General features: G+C 59.0%; 22 protein-coding genes. 14 read left to right on the top strand and 8 right to left on the bottom strand.

All coding sequences use genetic code 11. From position 1 onward, the window contains the following. The first annotated feature begins 6 nt into the window (after window positions 1-6). On the top strand, window positions 7-222 hold the full coding sequence (locus ACA079_RS30945) for a TOBE domain-containing protein (protein WP_003229256.1): 216 nt from the start codon (window positions 7-9) through the stop codon (window positions 220-222). A 63-nt stretch (window positions 223-285) separates the two neighbouring features. Here the strand turns inward: ACA079_RS30945 and ACA079_RS30940 are convergent, their stop codons facing one another. The 3 genes from ACA079_RS30940 to ACA079_RS30930 form a co-directional block, all read right to left on the bottom strand. Continuing rightward, window positions 286-1050 (bottom strand): hypothetical protein, encoded by a 765-nt coding sequence (locus ACA079_RS30940; protein ID WP_497702000.1) that lies wholly within the window; start codon window positions 1048-1050, stop codon window positions 286-288. 15 nt (window positions 1051-1065) lie between these two features. After that, window positions 1066-1698, bottom strand: coding sequence for a TetR/AcrR family transcriptional regulator (locus ACA079_RS30935; RefSeq protein ID WP_497701999.1), 633 nt, complete (start codon window positions 1696-1698; stop codon window positions 1066-1068). Window positions 1699-1925: 227 nt separating this feature from the next. Next, complete coding sequence (locus ACA079_RS30930) at window positions 1926-3302, bottom strand: glutamine synthetase family protein (RefSeq protein ID WP_045059751.1); 1377 nt, start codon at window positions 3300-3302, stop codon at window positions 1926-1928. Between the two features lie 278 nt (window positions 3303-3580). Between ACA079_RS30930 and ACA079_RS30925 the strand changes: the two genes are divergently transcribed. The 8 genes from ACA079_RS30925 (at window position 3581) to ACA079_RS30890 (ending at window position 12809) form a co-directional block, all read left to right on the top strand. Next, window positions 3581-4357 carry a gamma-glutamyl-gamma-aminobutyrate hydrolase family protein gene (locus ACA079_RS30925; protein ID WP_497701998.1) on the top strand — a complete coding sequence of 259 codons (777 nt, stop codon included), beginning with the start codon at window positions 3581-3583 and terminating at the stop codon, window positions 4355-4357. A 37-nt stretch (window positions 4358-4394) separates the two neighbouring features. After that, a complete protein-coding gene (locus tag ACA079_RS30920; RefSeq protein WP_497701997.1) occupies window positions 4395-5753 on the top strand; it encodes a glutamine synthetase family protein in 1359 nt (452 codons plus the stop codon). Between the two features lie 58 nt (window positions 5754-5811). Then, window positions 5812-7176: an aspartate aminotransferase family protein gene (locus ACA079_RS30915; protein ID WP_497701996.1), complete on the top strand. Its 1365-nt coding sequence runs from the start codon at window positions 5812-5814 to the stop codon at window positions 7174-7176. A 182-nt stretch (window positions 7177-7358) separates the two neighbouring features. Continuing rightward, on the top strand, window positions 7359-8456 hold the full coding sequence (locus ACA079_RS30910; RefSeq protein ID WP_497704400.1) for a polyamine ABC transporter substrate-binding protein: 1098 nt from the start codon (window positions 7359-7361) through the stop codon (window positions 8454-8456). Window positions 8457-8691: 235 nt separating this feature from the next. Next, the gene (locus ACA079_RS30905; RefSeq protein WP_497701995.1) at window positions 8692-9789 is read left to right on the top strand and encodes a polyamine ABC transporter substrate-binding protein; all 1098 of its coding nucleotides are present in this window, start codon (window positions 8692-8694) and stop codon (window positions 9787-9789) included. 70 nt (window positions 9790-9859) lie between these two features. Beyond that, on the top strand, window positions 9860-11002 hold the full coding sequence (locus ACA079_RS30900; RefSeq protein WP_008150457.1) for an ABC transporter ATP-binding protein: 1143 nt from the start codon (window positions 9860-9862) through the stop codon (window positions 11000-11002). Continuing rightward, window positions 10999-11919, top strand: coding sequence for an ABC transporter permease subunit (locus tag ACA079_RS30895; protein ID WP_046053747.1), 921 nt, complete (start codon window positions 10999-11001; stop codon window positions 11917-11919). The genes ACA079_RS30900 and ACA079_RS30895 overlap by 4 nt, the downstream gene beginning before the upstream one ends. Continuing rightward, on the top strand, window positions 11916-12809 hold the full coding sequence (locus ACA079_RS30890; RefSeq protein ID WP_415772102.1) for an ABC transporter permease subunit: 894 nt from the start codon (window positions 11916-11918) through the stop codon (window positions 12807-12809). Before ACA079_RS30895 ends, ACA079_RS30890 begins: the two co-directional genes overlap by 4 nt. A gap of 91 nt (window positions 12810-12900) precedes the next feature. On the opposite strand, the gene ACA079_RS30885 is transcribed toward ACA079_RS30890, so the two are convergent. Next, on the bottom strand, window positions 12901-13542 hold the full coding sequence (locus ACA079_RS30885) for an HD domain-containing protein (RefSeq protein WP_497701994.1): 642 nt from the start codon (window positions 13540-13542) through the stop codon (window positions 12901-12903). 374 nt (window positions 13543-13916) lie between these two features. Between ACA079_RS30885 and ACA079_RS30880 the strand changes: the two genes are divergently transcribed. Continuing rightward, window positions 13917-14882: a GlxA family transcriptional regulator gene (locus ACA079_RS30880; RefSeq protein ID WP_497701993.1), complete on the top strand. Its 966-nt coding sequence runs from the start codon at window positions 13917-13919 to the stop codon at window positions 14880-14882. A 118-nt stretch (window positions 14883-15000) separates the two neighbouring features. Here ACA079_RS30880 and ACA079_RS30875 read toward each other — a convergent pair whose 3' ends face one another. Together ACA079_RS30875 and ACA079_RS30870 are read right to left on the bottom strand one after the other, a co-directional pair. After that, window positions 15001-17412: a penicillin acylase family protein gene (locus tag ACA079_RS30875; RefSeq protein WP_497701992.1), complete on the bottom strand. Its 2412-nt coding sequence runs from the start codon at window positions 17410-17412 to the stop codon at window positions 15001-15003. 108 nt (window positions 17413-17520) lie between these two features. Then, the gene (locus ACA079_RS30870; protein WP_497701991.1) at window positions 17521-18102 is read right to left on the bottom strand and encodes a DUF6436 domain-containing protein; all 582 of its coding nucleotides are present in this window, start codon (window positions 18100-18102) and stop codon (window positions 17521-17523) included. A gap of 97 nt (window positions 18103-18199) precedes the next feature. Here ACA079_RS30870 and bipL point away from each other — a divergent pair, with 97 nt between their 5' ends. Then, complete coding sequence (gene bipL / locus ACA079_RS30865; protein ID WP_497701990.1) at window positions 18200-19147, top strand: phospholipase BipL; 948 nt, start codon at window positions 18200-18202, stop codon at window positions 19145-19147. Window positions 19148-19250: 103 nt separating this feature from the next. On the opposite strand, the gene ACA079_RS30860 is transcribed toward bipL, so the two are convergent. Next, on the bottom strand, window positions 19251-20003 hold the full coding sequence (locus tag ACA079_RS30860; RefSeq protein WP_201184836.1) for a DUF2059 domain-containing protein: 753 nt from the start codon (window positions 20001-20003) through the stop codon (window positions 19251-19253). A gap of 108 nt (window positions 20004-20111) precedes the next feature. Here ACA079_RS30860 and ACA079_RS30855 point away from each other — a divergent pair, with 108 nt between their 5' ends. Beyond that, window positions 20112-20744 (top strand): 2OG-Fe(II) oxygenase, encoded by a 633-nt coding sequence (locus tag ACA079_RS30855; RefSeq protein ID WP_497701989.1) that lies wholly within the window; start codon window positions 20112-20114, stop codon window positions 20742-20744. 2 nt (window positions 20745-20746) lie between these two features. Continuing rightward, window positions 20747-21232 carry a 2-thiouracil desulfurase family protein gene (locus tag ACA079_RS30850; protein WP_497701988.1) on the top strand — a complete coding sequence of 162 codons (486 nt, stop codon included), beginning with the start codon at window positions 20747-20749 and terminating at the stop codon, window positions 21230-21232. Window positions 21233-21448: 216 nt separating this feature from the next. Here ACA079_RS30850 and ACA079_RS30845 read toward each other — a convergent pair whose 3' ends face one another. Continuing rightward, window positions 21449-22036: a transporter substrate-binding domain-containing protein gene (locus ACA079_RS30845; RefSeq protein WP_497701987.1), complete on the bottom strand. Its 588-nt coding sequence runs from the start codon at window positions 22034-22036 to the stop codon at window positions 21449-21451. A gap of 135 nt (window positions 22037-22171) precedes the next feature. Between ACA079_RS30845 and ACA079_RS30840 the strand changes: the two genes are divergently transcribed. Next, on the top strand, window positions 22172-22597 hold the full coding sequence (locus ACA079_RS30840; protein ID WP_497701986.1) for a DUF4399 domain-containing protein: 426 nt from the start codon (window positions 22172-22174) through the stop codon (window positions 22595-22597). Window positions 22598-22616: the final 19 nt, after the last annotated feature.

Raw genomic sequence — 22616 nt, 5'->3', positions numbered from 1 at the left:
AACATCATGACTATCAAAGCCATCAACGTTCGTAACCAGTTCAAAGGCTCCATCAAGGAAATCGTACTCGGCGACGTACTGTCCGAAATCGACGTACAGACCGCTTCCGGCATCGTCACCTCGGTGATCACCACTCGCTCGGTGAAAGAGCTGGAACTGGTAGTCGGCAGCGAAGTGATCGCGTTTGTGAAATCCACCGAGGTGTCGATCGCCAAGTTGTAAGCGCGTGCATTGCGCTCAACCCCGAAGGGTGTGAACCCTTCGGGGTTTTTTATGCGCGGGTGTTCAGGGCTCGGATGCGCAGCGCCAACCAGCAACGGGTGCGTAGGTGCCGAGTGAAGACAACAGGCGTGGGTCGCTGAATAGCTCGCTGGCGTGCGGATCGATGTCAGCCGACAACAATGGTTGGCCGACCTGTCTAGGCAGTGTGGAGTAGTCGATGTGCCACGGTGTTTGCCCGCCGTGGTGACGACCGAAGGACAGTTCGCAGGCGAGCCGCTGTTGTGCGGTTGCTCCGTCGATTTGTTCGCGCAAATGACCACCGGGTTCCAGCGCGACAACCCGGCTGGCGGCGAACAGAAAGTAGTCACCGGCCAGCACCAGGCAGGCAACGCGTGTTGGATCATCGACCGCCTGCAACCACTGGCCGCGACAGGTGCCGCGAGAGTCCGGCAGCCGCTCCCAGATCTCGTAGTAGCTGTCGTCCAGGGCGGTTTCGACCAGGCGCTCGCTGGTTTCGAAATGCATGCGCCCGATGTCTTCTTCGGTGCTGACCGGCTGATAGTCGAGTTTGCGATGCCACTGGCAAATGTCTCCGTTGACCTCGGTTACGCCAGCGAAGCCTTTTTGCTCGCTCAGGGTCAGCAAGTCAGCGTGACTCAGTTGCTCCAGCGGCAGCGCCGCAAGTGTTGCCGGCGGGATGCGCAGGTCGGCAAACAAACGCGGGGTTTGCAGCCAGTACACAGCCGTTTCGCTGTCGACGCGCCCCGACTGGAATTTGATCAGGCGTCGTTGCCACACGCCAAGGTAGTTGTCTGGAACGTGTGCCATGAACACCTCGTTGCGTTATGCGTTGCGCTTGGACAGGTAGGGCGGCAAATACAGGCCCAGATAGGCGTCGAATACCCGCATGCCTTCTTCGGCCATGCGTGGGGTGATCTGTCCGTGTTGTTGCACCGAGCGCGCATAGACGCGGTCGCCGAGCTCCATGGCCAGGGCAAACACATCGACATCGTTCGGCAGCGTCGGCAGCTCGAAGTGGTGGTCGAAGAGTTTGTGCATCAGGTCGCCGAGTTCGATGTCGTGCTGACGGTCGGCCTGGGTGACTTCGGTTAGCCCGTGCTGGGCAAGAATGAGCTGGCGGGCGGCGGCGTCTTCGCTGTAGATCGCGAGCATGCGTTGTTCCACCAGTCGCGACAGATCGCGCCAGCCGTTCAGGGCTTCGTGGTCGATGGGGGCTTGCAGGCAGGCACGGAACGCAGCATGGACGTCAGCCGTCAGGGCTTCGAGCAGCGCCGGGACGCTGGCAAAGAAGTGGTAGACGGAAGAGGGCGGGATTTCCGCGCGTTCAGCGACGCTGTAAATCGACAGGCTGGCCACGCCCTCGGCCGCCAGCAACGTGCGTGCGGCATCGAGTATCGAATCGATCCGGGCCTGGCTGCGGGCGCGGGGTTTGCGTGGGGTGGCGAGTCGGGTCATCGAAGTCTCCTGCGGGGCAGCGGGCATTGTACGAGCAGGCATCTATGTTGTCTGCCCGGCCGCCATCGCGAGCAAGCTCGCTCACACATTTGATCGATGTGAAACACAGATTTCGCGTACGCAGGAAATCCCCTGTGGGAGCGAGCTTGCTCGCGATCCGCCGCAGGCGGCCATAAAAAAACGCCGCAAGCTGCGAGGCCTGCGGCGTTGTTTTTTACTGCAACCGCTTACACGGTATGCAGGTACCAGTTGTACTCGAGGTCGGAGATGGAGTGTTCGAACTCCTCCAGCTCGCTCTCTTTACACGCGACGAAGATATCGATGTATTTCGGATCGATGTACTTGGCCATGACTTCGCTGTCGTCCAGCTCACGCAATGCATCGCGCAGGTTGTTCGGCAGGCTTTGCTCGTTCTGCTCGTAGGAGTTGCCTTCCACGGGTGCGCCTGGCTCGATCTTGTTGACCAGACCGTGGTGCACGCCTGCCAGGACCGAAGCCATCAGCAGGTACGGGTTGGCATCGGCGCCGGCAACGCGGTGTTCCAGGCGGACCGCGTCGGCGGAACCGGTTGGCACACGCACCGCAACAGTACGGTTGTCCAGACCCCAGCACGGTGCATTCGGCACGTAGAACTGTGCGCCGAAACGACGGTAGGAGTTGACGTTCGGGCAGAGGAAAGCCATCTGCGCCGGTAGGGTCTCGAGCACACCGCCGATCGCGTGACGCAGTGCGGCGTTCTGCTCGGGATCCTCACTGGCAAAAATATTTTTGCCGTCTTTATCAAGAATCGAGATGTGGACATGCAGACCGTTGCCCGCCTGGCCCGGATAAGGCTTGGCCATGAACGTGGTGTCCATTTCATGGTCGTAGGCGATGTTTTTGATCAGACGCTTGAGCAGCACCGCGTAGTCGCAGGCCTTGATCGGGTCGGCAACGTGGTGCAGGTTCACTTCAAACTGCGCCGGAGCGCTTTCCTTGACGATCGCGTCGGCAGGGATGCCTTGCTCTTTCGCACCTTCCAGAATGTCCTGGAGGCAGTCGACGTATTCGTCGAGGTCGTCGATCAGGTAAACCTGTGTCGAATGCGGGCGTTTGCCGGAGATCGGCGAGCGAGGTGGTTGTGGGCGACCGTTCACGTTCTCCTGGTCGATCAGGTAGAACTCCAGTTCGAACGCGGCGCAGATGGTCAGACCCATCTCGTCGAACTTGGCAACAACTTGACGCAGAACTTCACGGGGATCCGCGAAGAAAGGTTCACCTTCGAGTTCGTGCATGGTCATTAACAGTTGCGCGGTAGGGCGCTTCTGCCAAGGCTCGTTGCACAGGGTGTCAGGGATTGGATAGCAGATTCGGTCAGCATCGCCGATGTCCAGGCCCAGGCCGGTGCTTTCCACCGTCGAGCCATTGATATCCAGAGCAAATAGAGAGGCCGGCAGGTTGATGCCTTTCTCGTAAACCTTGTGGAGGCTGGTGCGTTCAATGCGCTTGCCGCGCACCACACCATTCATATCCGCAATCAGAAGGTCAACGTACAGAACCTCAGGATGTTCCTTAAGGAACGCGTTCGCTTCGTTAAGCTGAACGGCACGCGGGGGTACCGACATGATGCAACACCTTTGTTGTTAAAAATATCAATCATTGATCTCTTCGGATTCCAGTCAACCCGAACGGCATGCCGAAGTCAAGCGAGGCCTTTTTTGCCCTAAAAAAGCACCAGTGGGGCTTTTTTGAGGCACTTTGGGGCGTTTTTATGCCTTTGAGCGATTTAGCGCCTGCGGGCTTGAGCGGGCCGTGTTGTATTTTTTACGGGGGTGTTGTGTAAAAAAATGAACAAGGCTAAGCTCGATTCAAACCCATAACACCAATAATACCGGGGTGCTTCATGTCTCGCCTGCCGTTAATCGGCGTCACCGCCTGCTCTAAGCAGATCGGTCTGCATGCTTATCACATCAGTGGCGACAAGTACGTCCGCGCCGTGGCCTCAGCGGCCAAGGGGCTGCCGGTGATTCTTCCGTCCCTGGCCGATTTGCTGGCACCGTCCGATATTCTGGACGGTCTGGATGGCATCCTCTTTACAGGCTCTCCTTCCAATATAGAACCGTTTCACTATAGCGGCCCAGCCAGCGCACCGGGCACTGCTCATGATTCTGCACGCGATGCCACCACCCTCCCGTTGATCCGCGCCGCAGTCGAGGCCGGCATTCCCGTGCTCGGTATTTGCCGCGGCTTTCAGGAAATGAATGTGGCGTTCGGCGGCAGCCTGCATCAAAAAGTCCACGAAGCCGGTCCATTCATGGATCACCGTGAAGACGATAGCCTACCGCTTGAAGGACAGTATGCGCCAAGTCACCCGGTGCACATCCAACCGGGTGGTGTGCTCGCAGGTCTGGGCCTGGCGAGCGAGATACACGTCAATTCGATTCATGGTCAGGGCGTTGAACGCCTGGCACCGGGCCTTTGCGTCGAGGCCTTGGCTCCCGACGGGTTGATCGAGGCAGTCTCGGTCCCGCAGGGCAAGAGTTTTGCTTTGGGAGTGCAATGGCATCCCGAATGGCAGGTAAGCTCAAACCCGGATTACCTTGCGATCTTCCAGGCATTTGGCGATGCCTGCCGTAAGCACGCATTACAACGCGACGCCGATGCGTCGAACAACGCCTGACTTATAAGAGTCAGGAAACCAAGCCTAAGAGGCATTTATGAGTAACAACCTCGACCAGCTCACCGATTGGTTGAAAGACCACAAGATCACAGAAGTCGAATGCATGATCGCCGACTTGACCGGGATCACCCGGGGCAAGATTTCGCCGACCAACAAGTTCATTGCCGAAAAAGGCATGCGCCTGCCCGAGAGCGTTCTGTTGCAGACCGTGACCGGCGACTATGTCGAAGACGACATCTATTACGAACTGCTCGACCCGGCCGACATCGACATGATCTGCCGTCCCGACCAGAACGCGGTATTCCTGGTGCCTTGGGCCATCGAGCCTACCGCTCAGGTGATCCACGACACCTACGACAAGCAAGGCAACCCGATCGAGCTGTCGCCGCGCAACGTGCTCAAAAAGGTGCTGAAACTCTATTCCGACAGGGGCTGGCAGCCGATCGTGGCGCCAGAAATGGAGTTCTACCTGACCAAGCGCTGCGAAGACCCGGACTTCCCGCTGCAACCGCCGATTGGCCGTTCCGGTCGCCCGGAAACCGGTCGCCAGTCCTTCTCGATTGAAGCGGCAAACGAATTCGATCCGCTGTTCGAAGACGTCTACGACTGGTGCGAATTGCAGGAGCTGGACCTCGACACGCTGATCCACGAGGACGGCACGGCGCAGATGGAAATCAACTTCCGTCACGGCGATGCCCTGTCCCTGGCCGACCAGATCCTGGTGTTCAAGCGCACCATGCGCGAAGCCGCGCTCAAGCACGACGTGGCAGCCACTTTCATGGCCAAACCCATGACCGGCGAGCCGGGCAGTGCGATGCACTTGCACCAGAGCATCATCGACATCGAGACCGGCAAGAACGTCTTCTCCAATGAAGACGGGAGCATGAGCCAGCTGTTCCTGAACCACATCGGTGGTTTGCAGAAACTGATCCCCGAGCTGTTGCCGCTGTTCGCGCCGAACGTCAACTCGTTCCGCCGCTTCCTGCCGGACACCTCGGCACCGGTGAACGTGGAGTGGGGCGAAGAGAACCGCACCGTGGGCCTGCGGGTTCCGGATGCCGGACCGCAAAACCGTCGGGTGGAAAACCGCCTGCCGGGCGCCGATGCCAATCCGTACCTGGCGATTGCCGCGAGCCTGCTCTGCGGTTACATCGGCATGGTCGAAGGCTTGAACCCGAGTGCGCCGGTGGTGGGCCGTGGCTATGAACGCCGCAACCTGCGCCTGCCACTGACCATCGAAGACGCGCTGGAACGCATGGAACACAGCGCGACCATCGAGAAGTACCTGGGCAAGAAATTCATCACTGGCTACGTCGCGGTCAAGCGGGCCGAGCATGAAAACTTCAAGCGCGTGATCAGTTCATGGGAGCGGGAATTCCTGCTCTTCGCCGTCTGATGCGCCGGGCGCGGCTGGAAATTGCCGCGCCTTTCACTGAAATCTTAGGAGAATTCGCATGACCAGCAACAACCCGCAAACCCGTGAATGGCAAACCCTGAGCAACGATCACCACCTGGCCCCGTTCAGCGATTTCAAGCAGCTGAAAGAGAAAGGCCCGCGGATCATCACCAACGCCAAGGGTGTTTACCTCTGGGACAGCGAAGGCAACAAGATCCTCGACGGCATGGCCGGCCTGTGGTGCGTGGCGATCGGCTACGGTCGCGATGAACTGGCCGATGCCGCCAGTAAACAAATGCGCGAACTGCCTTACTACAACCTGTTCTTCCAGACGGCTCACCCGCCGGTGCTGGAACTGGCCAAGGCCATCTCCGACATCGCGCCACAAGGCATGAACCACGTGTTCTTCACCGGTTCCGGCTCTGAAGGCAACGACACCATGCTGCGTATGGTTCGTCACTACTGGGCGATCAAGGGCCAGCCGAAGAAGAAAGTCATCATCAGCCGCAAGAACGGTTATCACGGTTCCACCGTGGCCGGCGCGAGCCTGGGTGGCATGACCTACATGCACGAACAAGGCGACTTGCCGATTCCGGGCATCGTCCACATCGCGCAGCCGTACTGGTTCGCTGAAGGCGGCGAGATGACACCGGAAGAGTTCGGTATCTGGGCGGCCAATCAGCTCGAAGAGAAAATTCTGGAAGTCGGCGTGGACAACGTTGGTGCCTTTATTGCCGAGCCGATCCAGGGTGCCGGCGGCGTGATCATTCCGCCAGAGACCTACTGGCCGCGCATCAAGGAAATCCTCGCCAAGTACGACATTCTGTTCGTGGCTGACGAAGTGATCTGTGGTTTTGGCCGTACCGGTCAGTGGTTCGGTAGCGATTTCTACGACCTCAAACCCGACATGATGACCATCGCCAAAGGCCTGACATCCGGCTACATCCCTATGGGTGGCCTGATCGTGCGTGACGAAGTGGTGGCGGTGCTCAACGAAGGTGGCGATTTCAACCACGGTTTCACCTATTCCGGGCACCCGGTGGCCGCTGCGGTGGCACTGGAGAACATCCGCATCCTGCGCGAAGAAAAAATTATCGAGCGCGTTCATGCAGAAACGGCACCCTATTTGCAAAAGCGTCTACGGGAACTGAACGATCACCCGTTGGTGGGGGAAGTGCGTGGGGTGGGTCTGCTGGGGGCGATCGAGCTGGTGCAGGACAAAGCCACTCGCAAGCGTTACGAAGGCAAGGGCGCTGGCATGATTTGCCGCACGTTCTGCTTCGAAAACGGCCTGATCATGCGCGCCGTGGGCGACACCATGATCATTGCTCCACCACTGGTGATTACACCGGCAGAAATCGATGAGTTGGTGACCAAGGCACGCAAGTGTCTGGACCTGACCCTGAGTGCATTGCAGGGCTAAGTGCTAGGCTCTGAGCGGGGTGTGAAGTATGCATTTCGCTCAGAGCAAACAAAGGATGGGTCTTTCCTTGAAAGCCTGCCTTGGATCTTGCCAGACTACCGGTTGTTTCAGATGCCCAGGAAAGGCCGCTGAGCACGTGGTTAAAAAGAAAAATTGGAGCATTACCCATGAAGGCATTAGGTATGAAGATAGCTGGCAAGACCCTCCTCGCCATGTCCCTGATGGGCGTGATGGCGGGCGCAGTTCAGGCGGACGACAAGGTTCTTCACGTGTACAACTGGTCCGATTACATCGCACCGGATACCGTCAAGAAGTTCGAAGCCGAGTCGGGGATCAAGGTTGTTTACGACGTATTCGACAGTAACGAAACCCTGGAAGCCAAGTTGCTGGCAGGCAAGTCCGGCTACGACATCGTCGTGCCGTCGAACAACTTCCTGGCCAAGCAGATCAAGGCTGGCGTTTACCAGAAGCTCGACAAGTCCAAGCTGCCTAACTGGAAGAACCTGAACACTGACCTGCTTAAAGCAGTATCGGTAAGCGACCCGGGCAACGAACACGCTTTCCCGTACATGTGGGGCTCGATCGGCATCGGCTTCAACGCCGAGAAGGTCAAGGCTGCACTGGGTGCCGATGCACCGACCAATTCCTGGGACCTGCTGTTCAAACCTGAAAACGCCGCGAAGTTGAAGTCGTGCGGTATCAGTTTCCTCGATTCGCCAACCGAGATGATTCCGGTGGCGTTGCACTACCTGGGCTATCCAACCGACAGCCAGGACAAAAAACAACTGGCCGAAGCCGAAGCACTGTTCCTGAAGATTCGTCCTTCGGTGGGCTACTTCCACTCGTCCAAGTACATCTCCGACCTGGCTAACGGCAACATCTGCGTCGCCGTGGGTTACTCGGGTGATATCTACCAGGCTAAGTCCCGTGCGGCTGAAGCCGGTGACAAGGTGAAAGTCAGCTACAACATTCCGAAAGAAGGTGCCGGCAGCTTCTACGACATGGTCGCCATCCCTAAAGATGCCGAAAACGTCGAAGGCGCCTACAAGTTCATGACCTTCCTGCAGAAGCCGGAAATCATGGCTGAAATCACCAACGCCGTACGCTTCCCGAACGGTAACGCGGCAGCCACCGCATTGGTCGATAAAGAAATCACCAGCGACCCAGGTATCTACCCGCCAGCGGACGTGCTGGCCAAGCTGTACGCGATTGCCGACTTGCCGGCCGCGACCCAGCGGATCCTGACTCGCAGTTGGACCAAGATCAAATCCGGTAAGTAAGTAAAACCCTGTAGCAGCTGCCGAAGGCTGCGTTGAGGTCCGAAGGACCTCCGCTTTTCAACAGCACAACAGCTCCGCAGTTGAACGCAGCCTGCGGCAGCTGCTACAGATCTTCATAAAGTTTGCTGGAACGGTTTTTCGAGGGTAAGTTGCGCGCCGGTTTTGTTGCCAGGCAGCCATGGCTGTCATGTAACGCGGGGCAACTTGGGCCCAACTAATTTTAGAGGACCTCCACGTGCCTATTTTTTCTTTGTTGCGCAATGCACTGCTGGTCGGCGCCGGACTGACGCTTGCCGTTAGTGTCCAGGCCGCTGGCACTGTGCATATTTATAACTGGTCGGACTACATCGGTTCGACGACTCTGGCCGACTTCCAGAAAGAGACCGGCATCAAACCGGTTTATGACGTTTTCGATTCCAACGAAACCCTGGAAGGCAAGTTGCTGGCCGGGCGTACCGGTTATGACGTGGTCGTGCCGTCCAACCACTTCCTTGGCAAGCAGATCAAGGCGGGCGCTTTCCAGAAACTCGACAAGTCCAAGCTCACCAACTATGCCAACCTCGACCCGGTGCTGCTCAAGCGCCTGGAGCAAAACGATCCGGGTAACCAGTACGCCGTGCCGTATCTGTGGGGCACTAACGGCATCGGTTACAACGTCGACAAGATCAAGGCTGTACTGGGCCTCGACAAGATCGATTCCTGGGATGTGGTGTTCGAACCGGAGAACATCAAGAAGCTGCACAGCTGCGGCGTGGCGTTCCTCGATTCCGCTGATGAAATGATGCCCACCGTCCTCAACTACATGGGCCTCAACGCCAACAGCACCAACCCCGAAGACTACAAAAAGGCCGAAGCCAAGTTGTTGGCGGTGCGCCCTTACGTGACGTACTTCCACTCCTCCAAGTACATCGCGGATCTTGCCAACGGCGACATCTGCATCGCGATCGGTTTCTCCGGTGACATGTTCCAGGCCAAGGCCCGCGCGGCTGAAGCCGGCAAAGGCATGAACATCGCCTACTCGATTCCGAAAGAGGGCGGCGCGCTCTGGTTCGACATGCTGGCGATCCCCAAGGATGCAGCCAACGTCAAGGAGGCCCACGCCTTCATCAACTATTTGTTGAAACCCGAGGTGATCGCACAGGTCAGTGATTCTGTTGGCTATGCGAACCCCAACCCTGGCTCGGACAAATTGATGGAGCAGTCCATCCGCACCGACGAGTCGGTTTATCCACCGCAAGCAGTCCTCGACAAGACCTACGTGTCGATCGAGTTACCACCAAACATTCAACGTTTGATGACCCGCAGCTGGACCAAGGTCAAGTCGGGTAAATAGCTACAAGGCTCAAACTATCCAAGGTTCGCCCGCCTCGGGCGGACTGCAAATTTTGTTGGGAGTTTCGTAAATGGCAGTTGCCTCCGGCGCCTATAAGAAAGCCCTCGAGGGCGACCAATCACCTAAACAGGTGTTGGTCAAAATCGACCGGGTCACGAAGAAGTTCGACGAGACGATTGCCGTGGACGATGTGTCCCTGGAAATCAAGAAAGGCGAGATTTTCGCCCTGCTCGGCGGTTCGGGATCGGGCAAATCCACATTGCTGCGCATGCTCGCAGGCTTCGAACGGCCCACGGAGGGGCGCATTTTCCTCGATGGCGTAGACATCACTGACATGCCGCCGTACGAGCGGCCGATCAACATGATGTTCCAGTCCTACGCCTTGTTCCCGCACATGACCGTGGCGCAGAACATCGCCTTCGGCCTCAAGCAGGACAAAATCCCCGCAGCTGAAGTCGATGCCCGTGTCGCGGACATGCTCAAGCTGGTTCAGATGACGCAATACGCCAAGCGCAAGCCGCATCAGTTGTCCGGTGGCCAGCGTCAGCGTGTGGCCCTGGCGCGTTCCCTGGCCAAGCGACCGAAGCTGTTGCTGCTCGACGAACCGATGGGTGCTCTGGACAAGAAGCTGCGTTCGCAAATGCAGCTTGAGCTGGTCGAGATCATCGAGCGGGTCGGCGTAACCTGCGTCATGGTGACCCACGACCAGGAAGAGGCCATGACCATGGCCGAGCGCATCGCGATCATGCACCTGGGCTGGATCGCCCAGATCGGCAGCCCGATCGACATCTACGAAACCCCGACCAGCCGGCTGGTCTGCGAGTTCATCGGCAACGTCAACATCTTCGACGGTGAAGTGATCGACGACGCTGAAGGCCACGCGACCATCACCTGTAAGGACCTGGACCGCCAGATTTACGTGGGCCACGGGATCAGCACGTCGGTGCAGGACAAGTCCGTGACTTACGCGATCCGTCCGGAAAAACTGCTGGTGACGCCGACCATGCCGACCTGCGAATACAACTGGTCCAGCGGCAAGGTGCACGACATCGCCTACCTCGGCGGCCATTCGGTGTTCTACGTCGAACTGCCGAGCGGCAAGATCGTCCAGTCGTTCGTCGCCAACGCCGAGCGCCGCGGTCAGCGGCCAACCTGGGGTGACCAGGTTTACGTGTATTGGGAAGACGACAGCGGCGTGGTACTTCGCTCATGAACATGCGCAAATTCAAACGCCGCCTCAATCGAATAATTCCCGGTGGCCGCCAGTTGGTCATCGGGGTTCCGTTCATCTGGCTGTTCCTGTTCTTCATGTTGCCGTTCTTCATCGTCTTGAAGATCAGCTTCGCCGAAGCCGACGTGGCCATTCCGCCGTACACCGAGATCTACAGCTACCTCGACCAAAAGGTGCAGTTGCTGCTTAACCTGAGCAACTACGCGATGCTGGCCGGCGACGAGTTGTACATCGCCGCCTACCTCGGCTCGTTGAAGATGGCGCTCATCAGCACCGTCCTCTGTTTGCTGATCGGCTACCCGATGGCCTACGCCATTGCCAGTGCCCGCAAAGAGATGCAAACGGTACTCGTGCTGCTGATCATGATGCCAACCTGGACCGCGATCCTGATCCGCGTTTATGCGTGGATGGGCATCCTCAGCAACAACGGCCTGCTCAATGGTTTCCTGATGACCATGGGTTGGATCGACGAACCGCTGCAGATCCTCAACACCAACCTCGCTGTGTACATCGGCGTCGTTTATTCGTACCTGCCGTTCATGATCCTGCCGCTCTACGCCAACCTGGTGAAGCACGACAACAGCCTGCTGGAAGCCGCGTCCGATCTGGGTTCGAGCACCTTCAACAGCTTCTGGAAGATCACCATTCCGCTGTCCAAGAACGGCATCGTCGCGGGCTGCATGCTGGTGTTCATTCCGGTGGTGGGCGAGTTCGTGATCCCGGAACTGCTCGGCGGTCCGGAAACCCTGATGATCGGTAAAGTGCTCTGGCAAGAGTTCTTCAACAACCGTGACTGGCCGGTGGCGTCCGCCCTGGCGGTGGTGATGCTGGCGATCCTGATTGTGCCTATCATCCTGTTCAACCGCAGTCAGGCCAAAGAAATGGAGGGTAAAGAATGAAGCGCTTCCGTTTCTCGAGTTTCATGCTGATTGCGGGCTTGCTGTTCATCTACGCGCCAATGCTGATCCTGGTGATCTACTCGTTCAACGCCTCGAAACTGGTGACGGTGTGGGGCGGCTGGTCGATCAAGTGGTACGTCGGCTTGATGGACAACACCCAACTGATGGGCTCGGTGGTGCGCTCGCTGGAAATCGCCTGCTACACGGCGGTGGCGGCGGTGGCGCTGGGTACGTTGGCGGCATTCGTGCTGACCCGCATCACCCACTTCAAGGGTCGTACGCTGTTCGGTGGCCTGGTCACCGCGCCGCTGGTGATGCCCGAAGTGATCACCGGTCTGTCGCTGTTGCTGCTGTTTGTGGCGATGGCGCAGATGATTGGCTGGCCACAGGAACGCGGCATCATCACCATCTGGATCGCCCACACCACGTTCTGTGCGGCGTATGTGGCGGTGGTGGTCTCGGCGCGCTTGCGTGAGCTGGACCTGTCCATCGAAGAAGCGGCCATGGACCTTGGTGCGCGGCCGTGGAAGGTGTTCTTCCTGATCACCATCCCGATGATCGCGCCATCGTTGGGGGCTGGCGGCATGATGTCGTTTGCCCTGTCGCTGGATGACCTGGTGTTGGCGAGCTTCGTGTCCGGCCCGGGTTCCACGACTCTGCCGATGGAAGTGTTCTCGGCGGTGCGTCTGGGCGTGAAACCCGAGATCAACGCCGTGGCCAGTCTGATTCTGCTGGCGGTATCGCTGATGACGTTCCTGGTCTGGTTCTTCAGTCGCCGTGCCGAAGAAAGTCGCAAACGTGCGATTCAGCAAGCGATCGAAGAAGGCGCTGCCGACTCCTGGAAACAACCGGACGTACGTCGCGCCCAGCAGGCGCCGGAAGCGGCTTAACAGCAAAAGATCGCAGCCTGCGGCAGCTCCTACATGGGAATACGTTTTCCTGTAGGAGCTGCCGCAGGCTGCGATCTTTTGATTTTGTGGGTCAGGAAACCCAAGGTGATTTGCGGATGATCTCGACGAAGTTCATCGGCTTGAAGCCTGGCTCGCTGTCGACCAGCACATCCGCGTTCACAGTGCCGAACGTAGTATCCGGCTTGTGTTTGAAGCCGTTAGCGAACGCACACAGAATGCATTCCTTGAACCCTTCGCCACGCGGGTGGGCATGCACCACTTCTTCGCGTTGCGCGCTGGGGAACGCCGCGTAATCGATACCCAACACATCCATTTCAACGCCAGCAGTCACCAGCGCTACGTTAGGCCGCAGGTGTTGCGGCACGCCCGGTGTGGTGTGCAGGGCAATCGATAGCCACACTTGCTCGATATCATCGTCGGACAAGCCGTAGGGCTTGAGGAACGCTTTGGCAGCGTTGGCGCTATCGACTTCGAAGCGCTCGTCGTCAGTGCGATGACCTTCCACCAGACCCAAGTCATGGAACATCGCGCCGACGTACAACAGTTCGGGGTTGTAGGTCAGTTGCTTGCGTTCACCGCTTAATGCGCCGAACAGAAACACGCGACGCGAGTGGTGATACAGCAGGTCTGATTCGACGTCGCGAATGTATTCCGTGGTGGCCTTGGCCAACGCGCTGTCGGGGATTTTGATACCGGCGATGGTGCTGCTCATGGTGCTTTCCTCGTGGGGAACGCCGTGGCGGCGCTGATGGGTTCAGTCTGTCCGTGCACCCGAAACCGGACAATCGATCCATGGCTGCGATCCCGGCCAATGAGCATGCATATCGAGCCAACCTCGCTTGTTACGCGCGGATTGGCTAAGTTTGAATCCGGGACACACGCACGTCCTGTAGCAGCTGCCGAGCCCGCGAGGCTGCGTCCGGCTGCGCAGCAGTCGTAAACCCTGCGCACGCGATTCACCTGAAAGACCGCAGTACCTGATTTCACGACTGCTGCGCAGCCGAACGCAGCCTCGCAGGCTCGGCAGCTGCTACAGATCGTGTGATGGCCGACTTTCATTTCAATACCTGGAAGGCGAATCTTGCCATGAGTAAAACCGTTGCCATCGTGGTGTTCTCAGGCGTTCAGTCCCTGGACGTCACCGGTCCCATGGATGTGTTTTGCGAAGCCAATCGTTTCCTCGAGCCGCCAGATCACTATCGCCTGGAGGTGATCGGCGTCGAGCGCGGGGTGATGGCGTGTTCCAACGGTTTGTCACTCAATGCCCATCGGCATTTCAGCGAAGCGCTGGAGGCCTATGACTTGCTGCTGGTGGCCGGTGGGCCGCAGTTGCCGTTCATGGATTTCGGTGGGGCATTCGATGCCTGGCTGCGTGATGCCTGCGCGCGGGCGCAACGCTTTGGCTCGATCTGCAACGGCGCGTTCATGCTCGCCCGGGCCGGATTGCTGGAAGGGCGAACGGTCACCACCCACTGGGGCGACGCCGCGGCGCTGGCGCAGTTGTGCCCGTCGACTCAGGTCGAGGCGGATCGACTTTACGTGGAGGACGGTGAGCTCTACACCTCGGCGGGTGTCACGGCGGGGATTGATCTGTCGCTGTACTTGCTGGCCAGGGATCACGGGCCGGAAGTAGCGCTGAGTGTGGCAAAGCGACTGGTGGTGTTCACTCAGCGCTCGGGTGGGCAGTCACAGTTCAGCCCATTCCTCACGCCACACGCCGAACCCACTTCTGCCGTGGCGTTGGTGCAGCTCTACGTGTTGGCGAATTTGACGGGCGACCTGGCGATTGCTGACCTGGCCAACGCCGCCAACATGAGCGCCCGCAACTTTTCGCGGGTGTTTGCCAAAGAGGCGAAAATCACCCCGGCGGAATTCGTTGAACGGGCCAGGGTGGATGCGGCGCGGGTGCTGCTTGAAAGCACCCAATCGCCGCTGAAGACCGTGGCTTATCAGTGCGGATTTCGCGATGCCCAGCACATGCGCAGTGTGTTCAACCGCAGGCTGGGCGTGACGCCGCAGCAGTTCAGGCTGAACTTTGCTGCGATGGTTTGAGCAGACATTGTTGTTGTCTGTCAGGACCTCATCGCGAGCAAGCTCGCTCCCACATTGGAATGCATTTTACTGTGGGAGCGAGCTTGCTCGCGATGGCGTCAGCCCGAACAACGAAAATCTATTGCGCCGCCCGCGCCGGCAATAGCTTCAACGTACTGCGCGTATTAGCCGTGACTTCTTCGTCGTTGAGATGCGCCTGGTAGTAGATCCCTTCGATATACGCCTCAGCCTGGTCGTCATAGTGGCTGTCGAACGGTACGCCACTCTGGCCAACCGGGTTGACGGTCAGGCTGTGGGTCGGGTCGGCGAAGTCGATCAAGCGGCGGGTCGACGGACCGTAAGTTACTGGCCACGGTGCCGGGCCGATTTTGGCCGAAAGGTTGTTCGGTACTTCGTGAGTGCCGGGTGCCGCGAACGGGCCGACATTGAAGATACGGTCCAGCGGCTTTTGCTGCCCCAGCGGATGGCCATGGGTCAGCGTGTGCGCCTTGCCCCACTGCCATTGCGCGAAATCGCCGCCGAGGGTGGTCTTGAGGTGAGCGATGCTCGCCTGCCACGCAACCTTGACCGTGTCGGCGCGGGTTTCCTTGCCGAGGGTATTGCGGTTGTCCCACCACGGTGAATCGGCAGTCGCGGCCAGGCGAGGCAGTGCGGAATCAATCACCCGGGTCGACAGCAAAGTCTCGAAGAAGTCATTGCCCAGTTCATCGTGCATCGTTGCGTCAGCCAGGTTGAACAGGAACTGGTTGAACAGCGTGGCGCTGGTGGAATCGAGCGGGTAGTCACCTTTCCATTGGGCCAGTTGCTCAACCAGTTTGAGCTCGGCGGGATCGCTCACCACGTCACGCAGTACGGGCAACAACGGCGCGAGCAAGCGCGGGCCGTAAGCGGTGGTGGTACCCAGTTGCAGCTTCTGGCTGGCGTCCAGATCCCACTTGATGGTTTTGTCGCTGAGCTGGCGATTGAGCTGCTGACCTCGATCGGCCAGGTTGTAGTAACCGGGAATTTCCATGCCGGTCGGCGACACCGGCTGGAAGTTGGCCGAAACGATGTAACCGCGTGCCGGGTTCTCTTCCTGTGGGTTGGCGCTGAACGGGTAAAAACCTTCCTTGTCCGCGTCGGCGGTGCTGCCATCGAGGATGAACCCCGGACGCACACCCGCCGGACGTTTTGGCAGTTGCGCCGCTGCCCACCAGCCGATGTCGCCCTTGGCGTTGGCCCAGACGATGTTCAGGCCCGGCGCCTGGATCTTTGCGGAGGCACTGCGCGCCTTGGCCAGGGTGTCGGCGCGGTTGAGCTGGTAGAAGCCCTCAAGGATCGGATTCTGGCTTTCGAGAAAACCCCACCACATGGCGATCGGCGTTTTGCCGACGCCGCTGCCCAGCGCATCGTTGACGATTGGACCGTGCGGCGACTGGCGCAGCACCAGTGTCACCGGTGCCTGACCCTTGACCGCGATCTGCTGTTCGCTGGTCACCATGTCCACCCACTTACCGCGATACCAGACCTGATTGGGGTTGTCCGGGTTGACCTTTTCGGCGATCAGGTCCAGGTCGTCGTTCTGGAACATGGTGATGCTCCAGCCGAAGTCGCGGTTCATCCCGAGAGAGGCGAACGGCATCAATGCCTGGTAGTGGCCATAGAGCTCGAAACCCGGTGCTGAGAGCTGCGCTTCATACCACACCGACGGCGCGGAAAAACGGATATGCGGGTCGCCGGCCAACAGCGGTTTGCCGCTTTTGGTCCGACTGCCGGAGACAGCCCAGGCGTTACTTCCCTCGAACTGCGGCAAGCCGTTGTCGGCCAGTGCCTGTTCGCTGAGACGGGCGAGGGCGTTGAGGTCTTTCCAGTCGGTACTGGCGAGGGGTGGCATGGCACCGCTGCGGTTTTTCGCCAGCACGCCCTTGGGCTGCCAGTCGAGATCGAAGACGTTCAGGTAGTTGGCGCCCAGTTGATCGCGCACGTAGGTCAGCAACGGTTCGGTGCGGAACGCTGCGGCAAAACTGTAGGCCATGTAACCGGCAATACTGATGGTGTCCTGTGCGGTGAATGGGCGTTTGGGGATGCCCAGTACATCAAACTCCGCAGGTTTTGGATGGCTGTCCTGATACTGGTTGATGCCATCCAGATAGGCTTGCATGGCGATAAAGGCCGGCGACTGTTTGTCCATGTTCGCCAGGTAGGTGTCGGCGCGTTCGCGAATGCGCAGGCTGCGCATCAGCTTGTCGGTGTCGAGCAGTTTCGGGCCCAGTACCTCGGCCAGCTCACCGCGGGCGAGGCGACGCAGGGCTTCCATCTGAAACAGCCGGTCCTGGGCGTGCACGTACCCGAGGGCGCGGTACAGGTCGGTTTCGTTTTCAGCGCGGATGTGCGGGATGCCGCGCTCGTCGTAGCGCACGGTGACCGAACCTTGCAGGTGTTGCAGCTCCACCATGCCCTGGCGTGTCGGCTGCTTGCTGTAGACGTACCAACCTGCACCTGCGGCAAGCGCAACAATCAGCAGGGCGAGGACGGTCAGGCTACGTTTCATGGTGATTCCTTGTTGTTATCAGTGGCAGCAGTTCCCTGGCGCCACTGTTTAACACGGCTTGCCGCCATGGCCATCGCACTTAGGAGGGATTCGCGTCTCCTGTCAGCCTTACTTCGCTGCGTCGACAGGCCACGGGCAGTAACAACCCACGGCCAGTGTGTGCGTGGCATTCACCGCGCGGCCTTCGTTCAACGCTTGCAGAATCGGTTCGATAAAGCTGTTATTCGAATTGCAGGTCAGGCCTTCGCTGTACGGGCCGAAATACGCCAGTTTGCCACTGCGATCCCAGATCGCCACGGCCGGGCTGGCGGGGATCTGTTCGGAGCCTGGCAGAACGGCGATAGTTTTCAGGCTGCTCAAAGTGCTCGGTAACTGACCGTGGCTGCCTGGCTTTTGTACCGCATAAAACTCCACGCCTTGCGGTACATAATGCTCAACCAGTTCGCTCAGGTGTTGTTGGTTACCGACATTGCACGGGCAGGCCGGGTCCCAGAAGTGCACGAGACGGATGGCGCCGGGGCCCGCGAGGTTGTCGGGCAGGCGCAGCGGGTCGCCGGAGAACACCGCGGTGTGCTCGCTGAACGCTCGCAGGTAGCGGCCCTGAAACCAGTCGTAGGCAGCCCACAGCACGCCGGCACACACGAGGGCGAGCAGGCTGGCAAGCAGTGTGGCGCGGTAGGGCGAGCGCATGGATTTCAGTCCTCGAAGGTGCGCTAGCTTGCCATGCTTGCCCCAACAGATGAATATCGCAGGCCCATAAAGTCCGTTTCGCGTTCTGGAATTGCTCATGTCTGCCACTTTCGACTCCGATCATCTGCGTGCCAGCCTGCGGCCGCTGGCCGACGGGCAGCCGCTGTCGGTGGAAGCGCTGGCTTACCAGCGTTTCTACGGGCTGGATTTTGCGGGGCGTAACGTGCGCAGTGGCCTTGGACGTTTCGCGGTCGATGGTTATGAAGTGGTCAGCCAGGTCTGGTGGCCCGAGCCGGCGAAGGCGACGCTGTTTTTGTTCCACGGTTTTTACGATCACACCGGGCTTTACCGGCATGTGATCGAATGGGCGCTGGATCAGAATTTTGCGGTGATTGCCTGCGACCTGCCGGGGCACGGGCTGTCGAGTGGCGAACGGGCCAGCATCAAGGATTTCACCGAGTATCAGGACACGCTGCAAGGGTTGTTCACCGAAGCGCGATCCCTCGATCTGCCGCAGCCGTGGCACCTGTGCGGGCAAAGCACTGGCGGTGCGATCGTGATCGATCATGTACTCAATCAGGGCGCCAGCAGTCCGGCCCAGGGCCAGGTCATTCTGTTGTCGCCGTTGGTAAGGCCGCGGGCCTGGGGCTGGTCGCAACTCAGCTATTACCTGCTCAAGCCTTTCGTCAAAGCCATCGCCCGGCGCTTCAGCGAGAACTCCAACGACCCGGATTTTCTGCCCTTCCTGCAAGCCGATCCGTTGCAGCCGCTCCGTTTACCGACCGCCTGGGTCGGTGCGCTGGCGCGCTGGATCAAACGCATCGAAGCCGCACCGTACAGCATGCGGCGGCCGCTGATTGTGCAGGGGCAAGCAGACATGACCGTGGATTGGGAGCATAACCTTGAAGTGTTGCGGGGCAAGTTCGATCGGCCGCAGGTGCTGATGTTGCCTGAGGCTCGGCATCACCTGGCGAATGAGACGCTGGCGTTGCGGCGGGAGTATTTCGGGTTTTTGACGAAGCGGATCAAGGGGCGGAATCTTTAGCGTCTGTCATGGCCTCATCGCGAGCAAGCTCGCTCCCACATTGGAATGCATTCTCCTGTGGGAGCGAGCTTGCTCGCGATAGCGATTTATCAGGCACCGAAGATTACTGGGTGAGGCTCGGCGTATCCTGCCCCACCGCCAGTCCCGCGCGAATCGCCGCCAATGCAGCCTGGTAATAAGCCTTGCCCTCGGTGGACTCGGCGAAGGTCGCGAACTCTTCCAGTTCTTCATCCGACAGGTCGCGATAGACATACAACAGCGTGTTGTTCAGGTCGTTGCCGATCTGGTCCATCAAGCGCTGACGCTGACCGTTCAACATGCCTTGAGCCTGACCACCGCCGAGCAGGCCGGGAATCATCGAGCTGAGGCTGTCAGCCGCGACACCGGCAATCGCCAGGCTGACTTCCGCGCCAGCCTCGCGAGCAGGCAGGGCCTGGGCCAGATGGCCGATGATCAGCATGCGGCTGTCGCTGGCCTGGATCTTGGGCAGACCCTTGGCGTTTTTTGCCAGCTGATCGCGACGGGTCGCGAGCAATTCGGCGGCCACGATTTTCTTGCCCAAGGGGGACTGAAAGAACGTCAGCGCGGGTTTCGGGTCGGCGAGGGTCTTGCGCAATTGCGCTTCGGCGCGCTGGTCCACGGCCTGGGGGGCAAAGCGCTGATTACTGTTATTCACCAGCGCCTGGAACACTGCCGGCGGCAGGCTGTTCTGGTACCGCTGCTGAGCGGCCGAGAGAGCGTCGTTGAAATGCGCGCGTTGTTCTGGCCAACCGGCGACCTTGTACAACTGGTCGTGGCCGTCTGCCCAAGCGGGCAATACACAGAACATCAACAGTGAAAAAAGCAAACGGCGCATAGGGACTCCTGTCAGCAGGCGACTATTCTCCGTGTGGCATTCGTCCTTGTCGAGAATTCGTATCAAGCCGCTGCGCGGCTCTGTCGGATTTTCAGGCACAGGAATACTATGCGCGGCATGCGAATACCCTCTGATCACCCGCTGCTGTTACGTATCGTCGACGACCTGGCCGAACACGGCTGGTCGCAGCAGAATATTTTCCTTCCTCTGGGTCTGACCCGGGAACTGGCGGCTGAGTGCCGTAAACGTGCTGCCGAGGGCGAATTGGCCCCGGCCGCCGTGGGTCGAGGGTCGACATCCGAGATTCGCGAGGGGATTCGCGGCGACCATATCCAGTGGATCGAGCCCGGCCAGGCGTTGGCGTGCGACAGCTATCTGGATTTGATGGACAGCCTGCGCGAGGCGATGAATCGCGGTTTGTTTCTGGGCCTGGAAGATTTCGAAAGCCATTTCGCGCTGTACCCGCCCGGCGCGTTCTACCTCAAGCATGTCGACCGTTTCCGCGACGACGACCGGCGCATGGTGTCGGCGGTGGTCTATCTCAATGACGCCTGGCTGCCCGAGCACGGCGGCCAGTTGCGCATGTACCTGGATGAAAGCGTCGAACATGATGTGGTGCCCACAGGTGGATGCCTGGTGGTGTTCCTGTCGGGTGAAGTGCCCCACGAAGTCCTGCCCGCGACCCGGGATCGCCTGTCGTTGACCGGCTGGTTCCGGCGGCGTGGCAACGAGCCGTTCTGATCATGCAAAAAATTCTGGTAAGCCGCTGTCTTCTGGGCCACCGAGTACGTTATGACGGCGGGGCGAGCGGGCCGTTCGATCAGCTTCAACAGTGGCTTGATGAGGGTCGGGTGGTGCCGTTGTGTCCGGAGGTTGCCGGCGGGTTGCCGACGCCACGGGCAGCGGCCGAGATTCCGGGCGGGCAGGGTGGTGAAGTGCTTGATGGCCATGCCTCAGTGATCACCACCGAGGGCGAGGACGTCAGCGCCGAGTTTCTCTCGGGGGCTTATCAGGCGTTGGAACTGGTGCAAAAGCACGGCATCCGCATTGCCGTGCTCAAGGCCAACAGTCCGTCTTGCGGGAATTTGCTGACGTATGACGGGACGTTTAGAGGGGTGAAGGTCAGTGGCGAGGGGGTTACTGCGGCGTTGCTCAGGCGCAATGGCGTTCAAGTCTTCAGTGAACTGGAGTTGGTTGAGGCGGCGGTGGCTTTGGGGGCTTTGGGCTGATCCAGAATCCATCCCCTCACCCTAACCCTCTCCCCAAGGGGCGAGGGGACTGATCATAGGGATCTGTAGAAATTTTGCGACTTGAAAGTCTTTGTGTTGAATCCATAATCGACTCCATCTTTCAGGTCGATGGATAGCGTCTGACACCTCGGTCAGTCCCCTCTACCCCTTGGGGAGAGGGTTAGGGTGAGGGGTGGCCCCAGAGACCGACAACGTCTAAGGCTTGGGCGCCACACTCGTATCCGCCCCCAACCACTTCTGTTCCAGTGCCTCCAATCGCCCATCCGCCTTGATCCGCTGTAGCGCGTTCTCCAGGCTGGCATGAAACGCCGGGTTACCTTTCTGAAACGGAATCGCCAGGCTAACCGGCGAGCTGACTTTTGGCTTTTCTTCAGTCAGCGACTGCACCAGCAGCATCGAGCGCGGTTCTTCTTCCTTCTGCGCGATCAATTGCGCGTTGGTGTGAATGTAAGGTTCGCTGAAGTCGAAACGATCCTTGAGCTCCGGGGTCACTGCTATGTGGTTGATGGCGACGTCGTACTTGCCGGTTTCAACGCCTTGCAACAGATCGCTGGAATCGGTAACGACGAAGTCGGCCCGCACATCCAGTTCGTTGGCCAGCAGTTGCCCCAATTCGACTTCGAACCCGGTGAGTTTGCCGTCTTCCTTGAAATTGAAGGGCGGTGTATTAGCCTCAAGGGCAATACGCAATTCGCCACGGTCGTTTACATCGTCAATCAGTTCGGCATGAGCCAAAGGGCTCAAAAGGGGTAGCAGGCAGATCAGGCCAGGCAAAAAACGCATGGTCACTCCTTTGAATTCATTATCGCGATGCTCTGATTCAGGCTCGCTTTGCTATGGTTGTCGAGTGCCTTCGACAACGAATGGCCGTGAAGTTGTCATGGCCACACGGATTTTACGAAAAAACTGGAGAAGAGAATGAAAACCTTTATGTCACGAGCAGCATTGGCTGGCCTGTTGATGGGCGTTTCGGTGCTGGCCAGTGCGGCTACGCCGGCACCCAAGGGTGCTGAAGTGTCCATCGTTTCTCCTAAAGATGGTGGGACTGTTCCGCAAACTTTCAAAATCAAATTCGCTGTTGATAACGTTGCGTTGGCGCCAGCGGGCGATACCACCAAGAATACTGGCCACCACCATTTGCTGGTCGATGCCAAGGATGTAGTTGCAGCAGGGGTAGTCATCCCGGCAGATGCCAATCACGTTCATTTCGGCAAGGCGCAGACAGAAACCGAGCTGACGCTGACACCTGGCAAGCACACCTTGCAGTTGGAGTTGGGCGACATGAACCATATGGCCTTCGATCCGCCGATCGTGTCGGAGAAAATCACCATCAACGTTAAGTAACATCAGTCGCGCCCATGAA

The sequence above is a fragment of the Pseudomonas sp. LBUM1645 genome (assembly GCF_059716185.1).
The sequence above is the reverse complement of the archived record's forward strand: the minus strand, read 5'-3'. Positions and strand labels throughout refer to the sequence as shown.